Source organism: Shewanella sp. W3-18-1 (assembly GCF_000015185.1).
Taxonomy (GTDB): domain Bacteria; phylum Pseudomonadota; class Gammaproteobacteria; order Enterobacterales; family Shewanellaceae; genus Shewanella; species Shewanella putrefaciens.
In genome coordinates, this window is sequence record NC_008750.1 from 3,343,210 (window position 1) to 3,361,880 (window position 18,671).

24 protein-coding genes are annotated in these 18,671 nt (G+C 44.9%); 13 read left to right on the forward strand and 11 right to left on the reverse strand.

All coding sequences use genetic code 11. The features are described 5' to 3' along the window. Nucleotide 1: 1 nt before the first annotated feature. From SPUTW3181_RS15190 to SPUTW3181_RS15235, 10 genes are all read right to left on the reverse strand, one after another. A complete protein-coding gene (locus tag SPUTW3181_RS15190) occupies nt 2-856 on the reverse strand; it encodes a universal stress protein (protein ID WP_011790190.1) in 855 nt (284 codons plus the stop codon). A gap of 33 nt (nt 857-889) precedes the next feature. Beyond that, nucleotides 890-2,380 (reverse strand): SulP family inorganic anion transporter, encoded by a 1,491-nt coding sequence (locus SPUTW3181_RS15195; RefSeq protein WP_011790191.1) that lies wholly within the window; start codon nt 2,378-2,380, stop codon nt 890-892. A 440-nt stretch (nt 2,381-2,820) separates the two neighbouring features. Continuing rightward, the gene (locus SPUTW3181_RS15200) at nt 2,821-3,096 is read right to left on the reverse strand and encodes a hypothetical protein (protein WP_011790192.1); all 276 of its coding nucleotides are present in this window, start codon (nt 3,094-3,096) and stop codon (nt 2,821-2,823) included. A 131-nt stretch (nt 3,097-3,227) separates the two neighbouring features. Beyond that, entirely contained in the window at nt 3,228-4,466 is a 1,239-nt protein-coding gene (gene arsJ, locus SPUTW3181_RS15205; protein ID WP_011790193.1) for an organoarsenical effux MFS transporter ArsJ, read from the reverse strand. Nucleotides 4,467-4,471: 5 nt separating this feature from the next. Further along, nucleotides 4,472-5,482: an ArsJ-associated glyceraldehyde-3-phosphate dehydrogenase gene (locus SPUTW3181_RS15210; protein WP_011790194.1), complete on the reverse strand. Its 1,011-nt coding sequence runs from the start codon at nt 5,480-5,482 to the stop codon at nt 4,472-4,474. 138 nt (nt 5,483-5,620) lie between these two features. Beyond that, a complete protein-coding gene (locus SPUTW3181_RS15215; RefSeq protein WP_011790195.1) occupies nt 5,621-5,857 on the reverse strand; it encodes a thioredoxin family protein in 237 nt (78 codons plus the stop codon). An 11-nt stretch (nt 5,858-5,868) separates the two neighbouring features. Beyond that, on the reverse strand, nt 5,869-6,867 hold the full coding sequence (locus SPUTW3181_RS15220) for a permease (RefSeq protein WP_011790196.1): 999 nt from the start codon (nt 6,865-6,867) through the stop codon (nt 5,869-5,871). 91 nt (nt 6,868-6,958) lie between these two features. Next, on the reverse strand, nt 6,959-7,306 hold the full coding sequence (locus SPUTW3181_RS15225) for a metalloregulator ArsR/SmtB family transcription factor (protein WP_011790197.1): 348 nt from the start codon (nt 7,304-7,306) through the stop codon (nt 6,959-6,961). After that, a complete protein-coding gene (locus tag SPUTW3181_RS15230; RefSeq protein WP_011790198.1) occupies nt 7,299-7,715 on the reverse strand; it encodes an arsenate reductase ArsC in 417 nt (138 codons plus the stop codon). The genes SPUTW3181_RS15225 and SPUTW3181_RS15230 overlap by 8 nt, the downstream gene beginning before the upstream one ends. A 97-nt stretch (nt 7,716-7,812) precedes the next feature. Next, nucleotides 7,813-8,100: an ArsR/SmtB family transcription factor gene (locus SPUTW3181_RS15235; RefSeq protein ID WP_041408438.1), complete on the reverse strand. Its 288-nt coding sequence runs from the start codon at nt 8,098-8,100 to the stop codon at nt 7,813-7,815. Nucleotides 8,101-8,352: 252 nt separating this feature from the next. Between SPUTW3181_RS15235 and SPUTW3181_RS15240 the strand changes: the two genes are divergently transcribed. Continuing rightward, nucleotides 8,353-9,351, forward strand: coding sequence for a permease (locus tag SPUTW3181_RS15240; protein WP_011790200.1), 999 nt, complete (start codon nt 8,353-8,355; stop codon nt 9,349-9,351). A 282-nt stretch (nt 9,352-9,633) separates the two neighbouring features. Here the strand turns inward: SPUTW3181_RS15240 and SPUTW3181_RS21360 are convergent, their stop codons facing one another. Beyond that, complete coding sequence (locus SPUTW3181_RS21360; RefSeq protein WP_011790201.1) at nt 9,634-10,395, reverse strand: helix-turn-helix transcriptional regulator; 762 nt, start codon at nt 10,393-10,395, stop codon at nt 9,634-9,636. A 145-nt stretch (nt 10,396-10,540) separates the two neighbouring features. On the opposite strand from SPUTW3181_RS21360, the gene SPUTW3181_RS15250 reads away from it, so the two are divergent. The 12 genes from SPUTW3181_RS15250 to SPUTW3181_RS15310 all read left to right on the forward strand — a co-directional run bounded on the left by SPUTW3181_RS15250 (nt 10,541) and on the right by SPUTW3181_RS15310 (nt 18,542). Further along, entirely contained in the window at nt 10,541-10,864 is a 324-nt protein-coding gene (locus SPUTW3181_RS15250) for a helix-turn-helix domain-containing protein (RefSeq protein WP_011790202.1), read from the forward strand. Between the two features lie 117 nt (nt 10,865-10,981). Next, nucleotides 10,982-11,470, forward strand: coding sequence for a hypothetical protein (locus SPUTW3181_RS15255; RefSeq protein WP_011790203.1), 489 nt, complete (start codon nt 10,982-10,984; stop codon nt 11,468-11,470). Next, nucleotides 11,463-13,646: a DNA-binding protein gene (locus tag SPUTW3181_RS15260; protein ID WP_011790204.1), complete on the forward strand. Its 2,184-nt coding sequence runs from the start codon at nt 11,463-11,465 to the stop codon at nt 13,644-13,646. The genes SPUTW3181_RS15255 and SPUTW3181_RS15260 overlap by 8 nt, the downstream gene beginning before the upstream one ends. 44 nt (nt 13,647-13,690) lie before the next feature. Then, nucleotides 13,691-14,410 carry an AAA family ATPase gene (locus SPUTW3181_RS15265; RefSeq protein WP_011790205.1) on the forward strand — a complete coding sequence of 240 codons (720 nt, stop codon included), beginning with the start codon at nt 13,691-13,693 and terminating at the stop codon, nt 14,408-14,410. A 2-nt stretch (nt 14,411-14,412) separates the two neighbouring features. Beyond that, nucleotides 14,413-14,712 carry a hypothetical protein gene (locus tag SPUTW3181_RS15270; RefSeq protein WP_041408236.1) on the forward strand — a complete coding sequence of 100 codons (300 nt, stop codon included), beginning with the start codon at nt 14,413-14,415 and terminating at the stop codon, nt 14,710-14,712. Further along, on the forward strand, nt 14,699-15,016 hold the full coding sequence (locus SPUTW3181_RS15275) for a helix-turn-helix domain-containing protein (RefSeq protein WP_049824076.1): 318 nt from the start codon (nt 14,699-14,701) through the stop codon (nt 15,014-15,016). The genes SPUTW3181_RS15270 and SPUTW3181_RS15275 overlap by 14 nt, the downstream gene beginning before the upstream one ends. A 274-nt stretch (nt 15,017-15,290) precedes the next feature. Continuing rightward, nucleotides 15,291-15,503, forward strand: coding sequence for a hypothetical protein (locus SPUTW3181_RS15285; protein ID WP_011790208.1), 213 nt, complete (start codon nt 15,291-15,293; stop codon nt 15,501-15,503). A gap of 4 nt (nt 15,504-15,507) precedes the next feature. Beyond that, entirely contained in the window at nt 15,508-15,750 is a 243-nt protein-coding gene (locus SPUTW3181_RS15290) for a hypothetical protein (RefSeq protein ID WP_011790209.1), read from the forward strand. Between the two features lie 186 nt (nt 15,751-15,936). Beyond that, complete coding sequence (locus SPUTW3181_RS15295) at nt 15,937-16,371, forward strand: hypothetical protein (protein WP_011790210.1); 435 nt, start codon at nt 15,937-15,939, stop codon at nt 16,369-16,371. Nucleotides 16,372-16,556: 185 nt separating this feature from the next. Then, on the forward strand, nt 16,557-17,462 hold the full coding sequence (locus tag SPUTW3181_RS15300; RefSeq protein WP_011790211.1) for a Mu-like prophage major head subunit gpT family protein: 906 nt from the start codon (nt 16,557-16,559) through the stop codon (nt 17,460-17,462). 10 nt (nt 17,463-17,472) lie between these two features. Further along, entirely contained in the window at nt 17,473-17,865 is a 393-nt protein-coding gene (locus SPUTW3181_RS15305) for a Mor transcription activator family protein (RefSeq protein WP_049824077.1), read from the forward strand. 125 nt (nt 17,866-17,990) lie between these two features. Continuing rightward, nucleotides 17,991-18,542: a hypothetical protein gene (locus SPUTW3181_RS15310; protein WP_011790213.1), complete on the forward strand. Its 552-nt coding sequence runs from the start codon at nt 17,991-17,993 to the stop codon at nt 18,540-18,542. The last annotated feature ends 129 nt before the right edge of the window (nt 18,543-18,671 follow it).

Genomic DNA, 18,671 nt, shown 5'->3' on the forward strand with positions numbered 1-18,671 from the left:
GTTAGCGCAACAATAACAAGGGGATATGGCTTTTACTGATCATTCGTGTGGTATTACTGCCCACGAAAAACTCCCGAATACGCGAATGTCCGTAAGCGCCCATCACCATAAGATCGATTTGGTGTGTAACTTGATAAACCTCTAATGCTGCTTGTACTTCTCCCTGACAAACGGCGGTAAGCACATTGAAATTCGCCGCCATCAGAGACTCGGCCACCAACGCCAGTTCAGCGGTCGCCTGTGATTGATCATCAGACACCATCACCAAATGACATTCGAGCCCTTTAAGTAGTGGACTGCTTACGACTCGATCGAGGGCTTTTTTTGCGGTCACACTGCCATCATAGGCGATCATAAATCGAGTCGGTGCAGTAAACTCGTCCATCACCACTAAAATAGGTTGCTTAAGCGTACGAACAACATTTTCTAAGTGGCTGCCAATGGCCTGCGTCTGATCTTGATGCTGCTCCCCTTGGCGCCCCATTACCACCAGTTTGGCCTGGGATTCTCGCTCTAACAGGGTTTCGACTAAATCGCCGTGACGCTGCAAGGTTTCAACCACGACAGCGGGTTGTGCCTCCACGATGCGCATTTGCGCATCTTGCAACATATACTTACCCTGCTCGAGTGCCAGCTTGCCTCGGCGCGCTTCGAGCTCAACCATTTCATTGAGCAAGTGCTCCCGTGTACCTAGGCCAATATTTCCCGACAGATCTAACTCTATCGGATAGGCTGACTTATCCAATACATGTAATAGGATTACAGGGGAATCCAGTTGCAAGGCGGCCCAACCACTGGCATCACATACGGCCAGTGTGGCTCTTGAACCGTCAATACAGGCAATCACATTTGTCATCGTTATTTTCCTTATTTCTGTGTTGCTAGAGGATTAGTGACCAGACATCATTTTTTCGACTTCTTCTGGCTTATCGTGAACCCCAAATTTGTCGACTATGGTTGCACTGGCTTCGTTAAGGCCAATCAACTCCACTTCAGTCCCCTCACGGCGGAATTTAATCACTACCTTGTCGAGGGCCGATACCGCGGTAATATCCCAAAAATGCGCTTGAGATAAGTCGATCGTCACCTTATCAACCACTTCCCTAAAATCAAATGAATTACTGAACTTATCAGCCGAAGCAAAAAAGACTTGGCCAATAACCTGATAATAACGACCAGTATCTGCAGTAGCCATTGCACTCTTGACCACCATAAAGCGTCCCACTTTATTAGCAAAGAATAAGGCCGCGAGTAACACCCCCACAAATACCCCCTTAGCTAAGTTATGGGTAGCGACTACCACCACAACTGTGGCAACCATTACAAGGTTGGTTGACATAGGATGATGTTTAAGATTACGAATTGAATCCCAAGAGAAAGTACCGATAGACACCATAATCATCACGGCTACCAATGCCGCCATAGGGATAAGCTTTAACCATTCTCCAAGAAAAACGATCAAAATAAGTAAAAATACCCCCGCTGAAAAGGTCGATAGTCGTCCGCGACCACCCGATTTAACGTTGATGATCGACTGACCAATCATAGCGCAACCTGCCATACCACCCATTAAACCCGCGCCAATATTGGCGATACCTTGGCCCTTGCACTCGCGGTTCTTATCACTTTGGGTATCGGTTAAGTCATCGACTATGGTGGCTGTCATCATAGATTCCAATAAACCCACCACAGCAAGACCTGCCGAGTAAGGGAAGATGATCATTAGTGTTTCAAAAGTCAATGGCACTTCAGGCCAAAGGAAAATAGGCAAAGTATCAGGCAGTTGTCCCATATCGCCAACAGTGCGGATATCGACCCCCATATACACTGCAAATGCAGTTAATGTCACAATACAAACTAAGGGGGAAGGTAAAGATTTACCAATCACAGGAATAAGTGGAAATAAGTAAATGATGCCTAGACCTGCCGCAGTCATTGCATACACATGCCAAGTCACATCGGTAAGCTCAGGCAATTGGGCCATAAAGATGAGGATGGCGAGCGCATTCACAAAACCTGTCACCACGGAGCGGGACACAAAACGCATCAAACTACCGAGCTTTAAGTAACCCGCGACAATTTGCAACACACCTGTTAATAGGGTCGCCGCGAGTAAATATTCAAGACCATGCTCCTTCACTAAGGTCACCATCAACAGTGCCATCGCGCCTGTTGCGGCAGAGATCATGCCAGGACGGCCACCAGTAAAGGCGATAACCACAGCGATACAGAATGAAGCATACAGGCCGACCTTTGGATCAACCCCTGCAATAATAGAAAAGGCAATTGCCTCAGGGATTAATGCCAGCGCAACAACAAGGCCAGCTAACAGATCTCCACGTATGTTGGAGAACCATTCTTTTTTCATGGTTTGTATCATTTCTCTCACTCTGTTTAAATTTAATCATTTATTCCAATAGGATAGACTAACGCCAGCTATACATGAGCGTGCAAGGTCAGCTATACATGAGCGTGCAAGGTCAGCTTTTATCGTCAACCGGACGAATCAATATTGGATTTATGGAGGTACAACAAAACTACCCAGAAGGTAGGTACGACAGACGGACCTTAGTGATCCAAAAAGGAGGGGTAAACTAATGCGGCTTAATGCTTATCACTTAAAGATAACCTTGTTAATGTAAGTAAACTCAGATTTGAATAATGCGCAAATACAGTGCCATGTAACATAGAGAAAACACCTTTTACACAGCCCTGCATAAAACCGACCGAAGTATAAAGCGATTTATGATCGAAATCAAAGTGCCCCAAAGAAAAGAGGGGATGGCACAAAGGAAGCCTCCCCTTTTTCGCGTCATACCATTAATTAGCTTTTACTTTAGCTAAATATTCATCCAAGGTTTCTTTGTCGGCTGACTTAACCGTCATTCCCTTAGGACCAGCGCCGATCACTGTAAATTGCTTTGCTGGTTCACCATGCTGTTTAAACTCAGTTAACTCAGCCGAATTCTCTTTAAACACCCATAGACGACCATCTTCTACTTCAGTGACAAAACCGGGTAAATCGAACTCGCTAGCGTGGGCAACACAAGCAAATAATCCTAAACCAAGCAGTGACATTAGTGCTGTTTTTTTCATAGTGATATCCTCATTTGGCGACATAGGTGTCATTTAACTGTCTTTATGTAACACCGCCAGAATACATATGGAATATTACATATATGTTAATTCAGATGTAATTTATGACATTTCTTCGCGTTTAATGCCTTTTATATCGCCCTATGTCTTGGAAGCTTAATTGAGATAAGCGCAGCTAACGCAATAAATGCTGCCGAGATCCACAGGCACGCAGCCATGCCGTACACTTGATACACCCAGCCAGACAATACCGTGCCTATCAAGCGTCCCATCGCATTCGCCATGTAGTAAAAACCCACATCTAAAGACACGCCGTCTTCATCGGCATAACTGACGATAAGATAGCTGTGTAATGAAGAGTTGATCGCGAATAAGGCGCCAAACAGCATCAATCCCCAAATCAGTATATTCGCGGCATGGAAATCATAACTTATTGCCAGTGCAATGCATGCTGGCACTATACTCAATATCGCCGCCCAACCTAAGGCGCTACGCCCATCGGGAACCTTGTTTTTGCCCGTCTGCTTAGTACCGGTAAATCTGGGGGCAAAGCCTTGCACTATGCCATAGCCTATCACCCAGAGTGCGAGAAAACCGCCGACATACCAATGGTCCCAACCAAAGGCTGAGGCCAAATAAACGGGTAAAGCCACCACAAACCACACATCCCGCGCACCAAATAAAAACATCCGTGCGGCAGAAAGCGTGTTTACCGCCGGACTCTTAGAGAAAATTTCCGTGAACTTAGGTTTGTTTTTGGCTTTACCTAAATCGCGCTGCAAACTTAACAGACTAAAAATCCACACCAGCAATAGACCAATCGCCATACCTAACACGGCCTGCTGGAATCCAAACAGGGTCAGTAAGGCGCCGCCCAAGAAGAACCCCGCGCCCTTTAGCGCATTTTTGGAGCCAGTGAGCATAGCAACCCACTTATACAGCTCACCCTGAGCATCATTGGGCACCAACAACTTGATACTGCTTTTAGCGCTCATCTTATTGAGATCTTTAGCGATACCCGACAAGGCCTGCGCCGCCATCACCCAAGCAACCGTCAGCATACCGCTAGGCACAAGCAGCATGCTAAGAGCGACAATCTGCATAAATAGGCCCACATTCATGGTCTTATTTAAGCCTAAACGCGCCCCGAGCCAGCCGCCGACTAAGTTCGTTACTACCCCAAAGATTTCATAGAAGAGGAATAGCATGGCAATTTGCAGCGGGCTATAACCTAATCCATGGAAATGGAGCACCACTAACATACGTAATGCGCCATCGGTGAGCGTGAATGCCCAATAGTTGCCTGTGACCACCAAATACTGGCGGATCTCGGGTGATATGTTAGATAAGAACCCTGTCAGCTTACCCATAAAGCCTATGCCTTATCCATCAGACCGACCATGCGGGCCAGTTCGACGGTGCGATTGGCATAACCCCACTCGTTATCATACCAAGCGTAGAGTTTGACCTGAGTGCCATTGATAATCATGGTCGATAGCGCATCGATAATGCTCGAACGCGGATCGGTTTTATAATCGACCGAGACTAATGGACGTTCCTCATAACCTAAAATGCCTTTTAGCGGCCCGTCCGCCGCTTCTTTTAACAGGCGATTGACCTCAGCTTCGGTCGTTTTGCGACTCACCTCGAACACGCAATCGGTTAATGAGGCGTTCGCTAATGGCACCCGCACGGCATGGCCGTTGAGCTTACCTTTGAGTTCAGGGAAAATATGGGTAATGGCCGTCGCAGAGCCTGTTGTCGTAGGGATTAGGCTTAAACCACAGGCCCGCGCACGGCGGAGATCTTTATGCGGCGCATCTAAAATAGTTTGAGTGTTGGTAATATCGTGAATAGTCGTCATGGAACCATGCACTATGCCGAGGTTTTCGTGGATCACTTTAACGATTGGCGCCAAACAGTTAGTAGTACAGGAGGCCGCAGTTACAATCGGGTGAATGGTTTTGTCATAGAGTTGATGATTCACTCCCATGACAACATTTAACACGCCCTCTTCTTTAACAGGCGCAGTAACAACAACACGTTTAACGCCTTGATCTAAATAGGCTTGTAGTACTGCTTTGGTTTTCATCTTACCCGAGGCTTCAATCACCACATCACAGCCAGACCAATTGGTTTCCCCAATGGTTTTATTGCGAGTACAGTGAATACGCTTGCCATCGATAATAATGTCATCGCCATCGCTGCTCGCCTCATGTTGCCAGCGACCATGCACAGAATCGAATATCAGCAAATGGGCTAAGGTCGCCGCATCCCCTGCGGGATCATTAATCTGCACAAATTCAACCTCTTCCCAGCCCCAAGCAGCGCGCAATGCTAAACGTCCCATACGGCCAAAGCCATTTATTCCGATTTTGATTGTCATACCTGTATCCTTCACACTCAGTTTTATATTAAGTGTTTTATATTATTTGTTTAAGATTAAAGCGTTATCTGTTCAATATCGCCGCGCTAATGCACATTGGTTAAGGGCAAAATATCAAATGGATGTGACAGTTAAGTGTTATTCCACCAACCAGGATTCAATCATGTCTCTATGGGGAATTGAGCCCCAATGTACTAGCTTCTCATCAATCACCACCGCAGGTGTGCTCATCACCTTATAATCCATGATGACTTCAGGATTGGTTTCCTTTACCAGAGAAATACTGATGCCCTTCTCGTTTGCAATGGCCGTAATGATCTCTGCGGTTTTAGTGCATTTAGCGCATCCACTACCTAATACTTTGATGTTTAACATTTTTATAATTCTCACAAAATGGGGCTGATCCCGTTAAATATCCAACCTATTAAGGTGAATGAAATCAGTAAAATGGCAAAAACGGTGGCCAGCAAACGCCATTGCATCACCTGCTTGAGCAAAATAAATTCGGGGAAACTAGCGGCAACCGTAGACATACAAAATGCCAATGTTGTCCCTACGGGTAAGCCATTAATGATAAGGCTCTCCATGATAGGGATAACCCCTGTGGCATTGGAATACAGGGGAATGCCAATCAATACCGCCGCAGGAACCGACCACCATTGGCCATCGCCTAAGTGGGCTTCAATCCAACCATCGGGAACGAATCCGTGGAGGGCGGCGCCAAGCCCAACCCCAATAATGACCCATTTCCACACTCGACCAAAAATCTCTAGGGTCTCACCTTTCGCAAACTCATGTCGCTCGATTAACGTCATGGATGTTGATGTCATACCCTCGCCATTATCGTGGTTCGCTTGCGCCTTACCTTTTTCGAACGCTTTGGCGGCAAAGGACTGTAGCCAACGCTCGGCGCGAATCGAGTCTAAAAAAGCGCCCGCTAGCATACCCACTGACATACCAACCAGCACGTATACCACAGTAAACTTCCAGCCCAGCAGACTCACAAGCAACAGAACGGCGACTTCATTAATTAACGGCGACGTGATCAAAAACGACATAGTGATCCCGACGGGGATCCCCGCGGAGGTGAAACCTAAAAAAACTGGAATGCTCGAACATGAGCAGAATGGGGTAACGGCACCAAAGCCCGCTCCCATAAAATAACCGACAAAACGATTTTTACCCGCTAAGTAATCCCGAACGCGCTCAACATTGAGTGACGCCCGCACTAAAGCAATGGCGTAAATCATCAGTAACAACAGCGCAAAAATCTTAGTGGTATCTTCAATAAAAAAATGGATGGCGTCGGCCAGCTTAGTATTGGGATCGAGGCCCATCACCCCAAAGGTTAACCAACTCGCTAAATCTGAAAATATTTGCAGCATTATTGCGCCACCTTAATATTAAGCAAAACTTTAGACACACAAACATATGAAAAAACGTATATTTGAGGTTAAATTTTTTGCTGCTAGTCTGCTAGCAGCAAGCTTTAGCCCGCTCTGGGCGCCCGCCCATCTTACACAGGTTACGCATATTTTCTTCAAGGAAGACAGTGTTTTGACTGGTGACTTCGCTCAACACCAACTTACTCCACTCGGGTAAGTCATTGCTAATACTATAGAAAATCCATTGCCCCTGACGACGGTCTATTAATAAACCACATTTACGTAATTGTGCTAGGTGTCGTGAAATCTTAGGTTGGATCTCTTGCAACGCTTCTGTTAGCTCGCAAACACATAACTCCCCCTCTTGTTGAATTAGCATTAAACAACGTAAGCGGGTTTCATCGGCTAAACATTTAAAAAACTGGGTCGGATTAATCATTGGTGTCCTTCGACTGTACTAGTACAAACATTTTAATCCTTTCGTTCAACTCTCTAAAGGTGTGTTCAAACCCACGAGTGCCCGATTCGATCCTAGGATCGGGATAATCCCATGCAATGAGTTTATCCGCTAAGGGAAAACTCTGACACTCTTGAGTCGATTTTTCACAGAGGCTGATCACAAAATCAAAGGATTGGCCACTAAACTCACTGACGGATTTTGAACGTAATCCATTTGTTTGCAAATTATTTTTTTGCAAAATATAAAGCGTTCGCTCGTCTATAGGTTCAGGCTGCGTACCCGCACTGAACACCTCAAACTGCCCATGAGCTTGATGCCTTAGTAATACCTCTGCGAGTTGCGAACGAGCAGAATTACCAACACAGAGAAAAAGTACACGTTTTTTCATGGGAATGGGTCCTGATAAAAGATATTAACACTATATATGATTTATCATATATGTAAATATCCATATAAAAGGATGTATGAGTATTTAATACAATGCTTCACTGGCCACTACAACATTGATCCTGTAAAAAATGCACTAACCCTTGCAATAACTCATAATCAGGCACGCAGTACAACACCCTTCCTTCACGCCGCTGGGAGATAATTCCCGCCGACATCAGGGCGCTAATATGGTGTGAGAGTGTCGAGCCCGGGATCTGTAATGCTTCCTGTAGTTGACCGACAGCAACACCAGTATAGCCACCCTTGACCAATAACCGGAACAGGGCGAGGCGTGTCGGATGACCCAACTCTTTTAATACCTTAGCTGCATTCTCTACATTCATATCAGCTACATTCATATCGGCTATGTTCATATTGGCCTCATCTTATTAAGTAATTCGATAATACCAGAAATATCTATACCCACGCGACATCAACATAAATAGCATGCAAGCAATCTAGGCTAGGAGTTGTATTTACACATCAACACTGCATACCCAAATATTTCCATAATTCCAGAAATTAAGTATTGAAAACATCTCACTTGGACACTATTATTCTGGAATATTCGAAATATAAATACCACAGAGGTAAAAATGAATCCTGAAACCCTAGCCATGCTGAAAGAAACGGCAAGCATGTTCGTTTTTCTTGCCGTTGAACTTACGCTACTATTTCTAGCCATAAGTTATCTAGTGGGCATTCTACAAGCCTTTATCACCCCGCAAAAAATACAAGCGCTACTAAGCTCGCGCAATGGAAAAGGTTATGTGGTGGCTGCGCTACTTGGGTCTATTACCCCATTTTGTTCTTGCTCCACTATTCCGTTCTTAAAAGGTCTACTTAGGGCACGTGCAGGTTTCGGCCCTATGATGGTATTTCTATTTGCTAGCCCATTACTCAATCCGATTATTATCGGGTTATTTGTCGTCACCTTTGGATTTAAAGTGGCATTATTTTATTTTGTCATCGCAATGGGTGTGTCTGTAATAGCTGGTTTTGCACTTGAAAAACTAGGATTTGAAAAGTATGTTCGTGAGGAAGCCTATGAACAACGCGATGTGATCGTACCTTGCTGTAACACTGATCCTGCGCCCGTTATCTCTTCTTGCTGCTACACAAAACCAGCCCCCATCACCTCCTCATGCTGCAATACCCCGATAAATTCACTACCACAATCAAAAAGTCGTTGGTTACGGATCTGGCAATCAACTTGGAATGATTTCAAAAAAGTACTGCCCTATCTTTTTGTGGGTGTTTTACTCGGTTCATTAATCTATGGCTTTATCCCTACAGATTTTATTGTTCACTATGCAGGTGAAGCAAAATGGTATGCAATTCCTGCTGCTGCGTTAATTGGGATCCCACTCTATATTCGAGCGGAAGCGGTTATCCCTCTCAGTGCGGCGTTAATCCAAAAAGGCATGGCGATGGGCTCTGTGATGGCATTAATTATCGGCAGTGCGGGGGCCAGCCTGACCGAATTGATCCTACTGAAAGCGATTTTTAAAAATCAGATGATTGCCGCTTTCCTCGCAGTCATTTTAGGTATGGCCATCGGCTCTGGGTTTCTTTATAGCTATGTATTTAGCTAACAAACAAAATCATGATCTAGCTCGAAGTTGTAACGAGACTAGATAGATGATCATTTGAAGGGATGTGAGATTAGACGAAATTAGATAAAAATAACTAAAATCGAAATTGATAAAACAAAGACTTAGAAAAAAAATTGTGAAATTTTAATACTTAGTGGTGTGGCGCATTAATTGAGTATGATTTATAACTCATACGGGGAAAGTGGCGCATAAAATGAGCATTTGACCACTTCCGCATCGCATTAACTTGGTTGATTATAACTCGCTCAATTTGGTTGTCTATTAAAACCTCCTTGGTAGCGCTAAAATGACCTTTGCGACAATAACAATACTGACCAGCTCTGCCTTTGTGAGATGTATTGTTTCATACGCTGGGTTGTCATTCTTGATATATACCCCGCCTTTCATGTCGAGTTGCAGGCGTTTGACTACCATGTGTTTGTCTAAGCGGATGACATAGACACCATCAGATTCGATAAAGGTGCTAGGCTCCAGCCCCTGGTGAATACGCCCACTAGGATCTTTATAGAAGAAGGTTTCTACTAATAATTTATCCCCTTCCTTGATTAGCGGCTCCATTGAGTCGCCTTTAGCATTAACCATCGCTAATCTTTGTGCTTGTAAGCCTTCCTTCTCTATCCAATCACTACGAAAAGCATAACGGGTATTAACAATTTTAGAAGTAGTATCTTCTTCGCTAGATACTTCCTTTTGAATCCTAATATTACTGACATAAATAAAACCATCAGCTTTTTGGATGTAGCTATCCTCAATATGGTCAACGGTAAGTTTAGGGCCCTTGCCACTAGCCAACCATTCAACTCCTACTTTACCACTGCGTGCTATTGCGATGAGAGCCTTGCGAGATGGATCGCTTTTACCTGATACATACTGCCGCATGGCGGTTTCTGATACGCCAGAGTCAAGCGCAAAAGCGCGGATGCTTTTATGGCCAATTATAGTTTTCAACCTATCAGTGAAGCCGTCAGAGTTGTTTTCATCATTCTGACCAACTGTCAGATTAAAAATTTTATCGTCAGACATTATTTATCCTATTGAAAATAAAGAATTAAACCAAATAGAGATGATATATTCAACTCTGACCATCGTAATAGCGCTTTACATGCGCGTTATAGCGATGATATTTTGTGTCAAGGAATAAAACCTAAACACAATTTAGAGGTGAAAAATGAATCTAGGCAATCTGAAAAATCTTCATACCAATTCACACAGAACTACTGACTGGGAAAGCTGGGAAATTGTGGCCGCTTTACGTAGCAAAGGAACCAGCTTAGCCGCAGTCTGTCGAGCGGCAGGCTATAGCAATAAAGGCACATTATGGAATGCACTTGCCCGCAAATGGCCAAAGGGTGAGCGTATTATTGCTGACGCCATTGGTGTTGAGCCTGCGGTTATTTGGCCTAGCCGTTACCCACATCCTAACAAGTCAGAGAAACTCACACAGTCTAGCACATCTATTTGTGATAACACACAAGCACAAGGGGCCGCATGAGCGCAATAGCGATGACCTCTGTTTATTTATTGCAGAACAATGGTAGTCAAGTGATCGCTGCTTTCATAGCGGCAAGATCTGGCTTTGTTTGGAACACTCTTTTTAAGGCATAAGCCAATGAGTAGACGCAACTGGAAAAAGGTAAGAGCCAATAGCCTGCGCCATGCAATGGAACTGTGCTTAGAATTTGCTCGCGAAAGACAAAACCTTTCTGTAGATCGTGTTGCCGACCTTATGGGGTTGCCTAGCAAGTGGACATTATATAAATGGCTTGAAAATGGGCGCATTCCGGCTGTGCTTATCAGACCGTTTGAACATGCCTGTGGTGCGGATTATATGACCCTATATCTTGCGGCTTCGAGTAATAGATTAGTAATTGATATACCTAGTGGCCGCAAGGCCACCAGTGGTGAAGTGAATGAGTTACAAGGTTCGTTTAGTGAGGCAATGGGGTTACTGATCCGTTTCTATCAAGGGCAGAGTGCCGCCACAGATACGATTAGCTCACTTAATGTATTGATGAGTGGAATTGCGTGGCATAGCGAAAATGTTCGTAAGGCAGAGTCCCCTGAATTGTCACTGTTTGAAGGGGAAGTTCATGCTTGATATCTGGCTTACCGCTAAAGAATTGGAAGATTTTCCTGAACTGCCAAAGACTGAAAGTGGTGTTATTAGGCGAGCGAAACGCGAAGGGTGGATATGCCGCAAGCGTGAAGGTCGTGGCGGTGGTTTTGAATATCACCTCAACAGTCTACCACTAGCCGCACAACAACATATTCTGTCGGAAAAAACTAAAGCGCAGATCGCTAAGAAGACTGAGCAGGCTAAAACGCTGCACGAGAAGTTTTCTGGCGAGAAAAAAAACGCCTCTAAGGATGAAAAAACCGCCGCATTACGGTTCATGAAAGGTTGGAGTGAAGTGCGTAAACACCGTTGCTTTGTGCGCTTTGAGGTGATGAATGCATGTGAGAGCTATATTCGTAACGTCGCGGCACTAGGCGTAAGACGGATGCAGGCCACTCGCAGCTTTGTGGAGATGTTTAATGCTCGATCCTTGCCTTTTGCGGATGACATTTATACCACGTTGCATGGCAACTTGAGCGTGGTGAGCGTGCGCCGTTGGCGCAAGGCTTATCAAGAAGGTGGATTGGTTAATTTAGACAGTCGAGCCAACCCTACCAAAGATCAATATCTGATTGAAACCCAAGCTGAAATGAAGGACTACTCTGTTGCTTTTCTTGCCGCTTTTCCTACTGCAACGGCAGGTAAGTTACTCAAGGCTATTAAAGAAGACTTTAAGGATAGCGAGCTACGTATCCCTTGCGTTCGTTCAACAAGACGTTGGATGGAATGGTGGAAGGCAAAGCATTCTAATCTGCTTGAAAGCCTGCGTAATCCGGATGCGTGGAAAAATAACTACCTATCAGCTTTTGGTAGCGCAAGTGAAAGTGTTCATTATCTTAATCAACTGTGGGAAATGGATGCGACACCCGCGGACTTGCAAGTCACGCTACCCGATGGCTCAAGGCGTCGATACCACATTACGGGATTGATTGATGTGTATTCCCGCGCTCCCAAGCTGCTAGTGACTGAAACACCCAGAACTGAATCAAACGCCGCGTTGCTGCGTCGTGCCATTTTGACCATGGGCAAGCCGCACAAGGTCAAGATAGATAACGGTAGCGATTACGTGTCAATGGGAATGATGGCGGTACTGCATTCACTTGATATTGAATATGAAGTTTGCCCACCATTTAGCCCATGGAAGAAGCCGCACATTGAGCGTTTTTTCCGCCACTTTAGCCATGACTTACTTGAAATGAAATCAGGGTTTATTGGGCATAACGTCGCTGAACGTAAGGCGCTTGAAGCACGTAAAACGTTTGCTGAACGCCTAATGCAAAAAGATGAAGTGATTGATGTGACTATGACGCCAGAGGAGTTGCAAAAGTTTTGCGATGACTGGGTGAATAACGTCTATATGCACAAGATCCATAGCGGTATTAATGCTACTCCGTTTGAAATGGTGAGTAATTTTAAAGGTGAAATTATCCGCCTCGATAACGAGCGCGCGCTGGATATGTTGCTGTCGGTGCCAACACAGGGAGGTACTCGTACGGTAAATAAAACCGGCATCAAAATTGACAACATCATTTATATCGCCGCTGAGCTTGGGCCTTATATCGGTCAACAAGTGCGCATTCTATATGACAAGGATGATCTAGGCCAAATAGTGGTGAATCACTTAAGTGGGGAGTTTTTATGTATCGCGTTTAACGCTGAGTATAAAGGCATTGATCGTGCGCAAATTGCCGCAGAAGCCAGACATTTACAGCGTGAAGATATCAAACGTGCCAAGAAGGAAATTAAAGCCGCTAAGCGTAAGTACAAGGTACGCGATGTGGCAGACAGGATGATGGCCAGCGCCGCTGTTGATGCAGGCAAATTAGTGATGATGCCTAAGCGTGGCAGTGAATTTACCAACCCAGCGATAGAAGGTGCAGTACAGGCAAGCGATGCACTAAGCCAGAAGGAAAGCGCTATCCCGCCTATCACCCAAGAACACATGGATTCGCTGCGTGATTTGATGCGTAGCGAGCAGAAGCAAAATGAAACTGAGGAGGATCGTTTTCGCCGTTGGCTAGATTTGAATGACGTGGTGCAAGCGGGTAAATCACTAGATGAAGTGAACCGTCACTGGAAAAAGAACTACGAAGCGACGTCTGAATACAAGGGACGTTACATGGTGTGGGAAGACTTTGGCGACAGTGCATTCCGCTAAAAACGTCTGCCGCCAAAACCTAAAACAATAAAACGGAGTGAATTATGAAACACAAAATTATCCCTGTCAAAAACGTGGCTCGCCTAGCGAGTGCCTATCAGGCCCTGGAGAATCGCCCTCTTAATACCCCTGGCATGGGATTAGTATGGGGTGACACAGGCCGAGGCAAAACCACCGCAACTACATGGCTTATCAATCGCTGTAACGGCATATATGTGCGCGCACTAGCGTTATGGAACGCGTCATCCATGTTGCGCGCAATTGCAGAAGAGTTGGATCTTGATCCTAAAGGAACCCGTTCCGCTTTAGAGGTGCGCGTAATTGAAAAGTTGGCAGAAACCCAGCGTCCACTATTTATAGATGAAGCGGATCACATTGTGGGTAACGAGCAAATGATGGAGACATTACGCGATATCCATGACCTATCAACGGTGCCTGTGATCATGATTGGTATGGGGCAAATGCGTAAAAAAGTAGCCCGTTATGCACAGCTTGAAAACCGCATTATGCATTGGGTCGAGTTTTCCGCTTGCGATCACGAAGATGGTGTCACGTTAGCGCGGGGTATGTGTGAAGTAGAAGTTGAAGATGATCTGTTAAATGAATTGATTGACATGACGCGTGGCGAGGTCCGTCGCCTCGTCGTAGGTCTGGCGCAGATAGAAGATGAGGCGAAAGTTCAAGGGCTGTTAAAGATAGGTAAAAGCCAGTTTAAACGCGATTTCTTCCTTGGGCAGAGACCTAACGCTAAAGGAGGACGTTAAACGTGATGAAGCGTCCTTATCGGATGGGTTCGCCCAAGCAGAAGATGTGGCAGTCGATGCGCATTATGCGTTGTTTTACTCCTGTGGATATCGCCCAAACTGCCGAGGTTTCTATTGCGTATGCGTGCGCCTTTATTAGCACGCTGCGCCGCGCGGGTTATCTCAAGCGTCAGATGAACAATACAGGCCAATTTGCGGCACATCAGCTGTTAAAAAATACAGGGCCACATGCACCACGTCACTGGGTTAAAGCGCGTCAGGTTTATGACGTGAATCGAGGTGAAGTCCATGAACTGGGTTGATGAGTTACGTATGGCCAGTGATCGATTAGGGCGAAAAGAGCTGGCAAGGCGTATTGGCTATGGCCCTTCGGTGATTAGTCAGGTGTTGAACGGTAAGTATCCTGGTGACCTTGCCCGAGTTCAAGCACAGGTAGAAGGTGTGTTGATGCGTCGAGCTGTTGATTGCCCGATGTTGGGAGAGATAACGCTTGATGTATGCCAAGGACATCAGTCGCGTAAGTTTTCAACTACCAACACCATGCGGGTGCAAATGTATCGAGCCTGCCGTAACGAGTGCCCACATAGTACACATTGTAAGGAGTGAGTAATGAATAGAAGTGAGCGAAAAAAACAGCGCTGTATAAAGGCCGTTAGTGAGAGTTTAGATATTCTGTATGCAAATGAGCCCATTGACACAGTTCATTACCTATCAGAACTGTTAGTTTTGTATGCAACGACATACCTGAACTCGGGAAACTGCCGCCATGCAAATGCGGGATGGATGCCCATACAGATTTCTGGACGCAGAATAATTACGATCCATGGCCCGTGTTCCGTACCCATTTCATTTCCAAAAGCAGAAGTCAAGGAGTAAGACCATGAAACACCAAAACCCTAAATTCGATGTGATTAGTACGCTACGGCTGCGCGGTATGAAGGTGATCCACTCTGGTGTAAAGGTAGTGCAAATTGACTCTCCTACTGCCGATTTTCGCCGAGTGGCAGTGGATATTATCGAGAACTTTAAAGGTATTCGTCGTAGATGTCATGCTATCCAATTCCATGGTGTAACCGTGCGTTGGGAGGAATAACACGATGAATCAACCGTTACTCGATGCGATTAACCAACATCAAAACCTACTTTTCATGGGCTGTGGCGGTACGGATGATATTGAAACAGGCATTGAACTGCTTGAGCTATTGTCGTCACTTATTGATGAAGCCAAGGATTTACACGCTATCTCACCAAAGCACATTGTTAGACAACTGAACTGCATTCAAATGCTGTTATCCGTAGGTTTAACCCAAGTTCGTGCCCTCCAAACCGCCCAACAGTAAAAACGCCCTGAGCGCCATTTTAAGCAGTGCTAGCTTCGACTGCTTATCATGGCGCACTTTTTTTTAGTTAAACGCTTTAAGAAAGATTTAAACGGGATTTAAACGCTATTGCACTTGATGTTGTCACCACTGTTGCTACGATGGCAGTTATCTTTTAATCCTTCAAACTAGGGTGGATAAGTTCCGATGGTCGACATAGCAATGGTAAGTGCGGCTTTAACCAGCATCAAAACGGCAACAGATGTCGCGAAACTCATCAAAGATGGTGAGAAACAACTCGATCAAGCGGAGTTTAGGCTTAAATTGGCCGATCTGATTGGTAACTTAGCTGATGCAAGGATTGAAATCGCCAGCATTACCGAGCTATTAGCCGCTAAAGACGCTGAAATTAGAAGCCTTCATGCGCAACTCGAATTAAAAGATAACCTTATCTGGGAAGAGCCATTTTATTGGAAGATTACAGATGGTCAAAGAGATGGACCTTTTTGCCAACAGTGTTTTGATGCCAGTCATAAACTCATTCGCTGTATCAATAAGGGCTATCAGAAGGGTGTTTGGAATTGTCACACCTGCAAATCTATGGTGGTTGATGATACTTACAATGAGGAGTGGGCCGTTTAACCAGTGGTGTTCGACATTTCGTTTTTAAAGGTTATATGGAAAGTGATAAAAATCTGATTAATCCCCCTAGTTATTCTGTTTTTCCAGCCATCATAAAGGCAATTGATTTCCTGAAACCTTTCTTACCCTGAAATGTTTTGGGGTAAGGTGTAATGGGTTCCTAAGTTACTCACTCAAGGAACACCATGATTATCTCTGCTGATATTCTAAACAAGTTAAAGACAACATTTAGCCAAGACTTTGAAAAGGGTAAATCACTCGCGGCTAGCCAATATAAGCAAATTGCCACCATAGTCCCTTCCTCCTCTAAGTCCAACACCTACGGCTGGTTAGGCCAGTGGCCTACATTTCGAGAGTGGATTGGTGAGCGCGTTATACAAAACTTAAAAACCTACGGTTACAGCATCACCAATAAACCCTTTGAATCAACAATAGCCGTCAGTCGCGATGATATTGAAGATGATGACACAGGTATCTACTCGCCACTGTTTGAAGAGATGGGGCGTAGCTCTGAGGTCTTTCCTGATGAGTTACTCTTACCCCTGTTAGATAGTGGTACATCCAACCTTTGCTATGACGGTAAACCATTTTTTGCCACTGACCACCCTGTATATCCCAATACTGATGGTACTGGCGATGCGGTTGCTGTCAGTAACTACAACGATGGCGGCGCTTCTGCTGGGCCTGCGTGGTTTTTACTCGATACCAGTCGCGCCCTCAAACCCTTTATTTATCAATCTCGCCGTGAGATGCAGTTTACAGCAATGACCAAACCTGACGATGAGTTCGTCTTTCGCTCAAATGAGTTTCGTTTTGGTGTCGATTGTCGAGCTAATGCTGGCTATGGTTTTTGGCAAATGGCTTATTGCTCTAAAGCGGAATTAACTGCCGCGAATGTATGGGCAGGAATAGAAGTGATGAAAGCTTTTAAAGCCGATGGCGGCAGACCGCTAGCGATTAAGCCAATGTTATTAGTCGTTCGTAGCAGTCAAGAACGCGCCGGATTAGAAGCATTAAAAGCCACCTTCAATGGCGGTGATAGCAATACCCTCCATGGTCAACTGACGCTGTTAGTTGCTAACTATCTCTAAGGCAGGGTAAATGATGAGAAGCATAAACGAACAAATCGATAGTATGACTACAGCCCAGTCGAACATCTTTAAGTCTAAATGGCCTGAAAACTTAGTGGCACTGAGCGATGTTATTGATGCCTGTTTAGCTGAAGAGAAAGTCGTTGCTAACAAACTGACTGAGAAAATCATAACCTCTATCGCATTTTATTTGGGAGGGAGAGATCTCTACCTCCCCAATGGTAAGTCATTAGAGATGTTTCTTCGCAACTTACGCATCTACCAGGAGTTTAATGGGCGAAACAAGGCGGAACTTGCCCGAAAATACAGCATGACAGAACGAAATATCGACAAGATCACAGAAGATTTAAAGGCACTTTATCGTTATGAACGCAATAAGGGCGCAGAATTCAAGGGGAAATAAAGGATCTAGCCCAGACGCCGGCTGTGCTGACAGCAACTACAGGGCATTGAGCCGAGTCTCCCCCTGAATCACTTGAACACAATGTAAACCAAATTCGAACACTGAACAATTAAACCGAGGTAGCTATGACATTAATTGAAGCGATTAACGCATTTAAACAAGCCAAAGCCGAGTTTGAACAAAAAACTGCACTAATGGTTGAGTTGCGAAGTACTCGTTTACCTGAATTACGCCAGCGCTTGAGTTCCAATAACTTCAGTATGCAGCAAGCTCAACGCCAAATGAGAAATGCCGTAACAGATGAAGATTTTGATGCTGCTAAGCAACAGTATGCTCAAGCTGAAGCAACTTATAATGACTGTGCCCAGTTAATCACTAACTGTGAATCTAAACTGAGTTTTTGGGGAAGCACAGAAAGTAGTTTGTTTCAACGTAAGGTAACTGAGGCCCAAAACAAAATGTGGGATCTAAAACGAGACGAAGTACTCGCATCTTTCCCTGAGCAGTTACCTGACAATATCCGCTTAGGTATTCAAAAACTCGCCAGCATACATACGTTAAAAGGTGGCAATGGTATTTCCACTTATGGCAACCATATCAATCAAATCTACAGCGAGATTGATCGCGTAGAACTCGCAACAACAAAAGAAGCCATGCTAACCGAGATGGGGATCTAGTCTCCGGCAGAAGACCAGGTGTTTGTGGGTGTGGGGTAGGAATTGGTCTTCTGTCTTTTGTCAGTGAACGTTGCTGACCCGTGGGTGATGATTGTGAGCCCATCACCCATTTTTTTATTGAATTGGAAT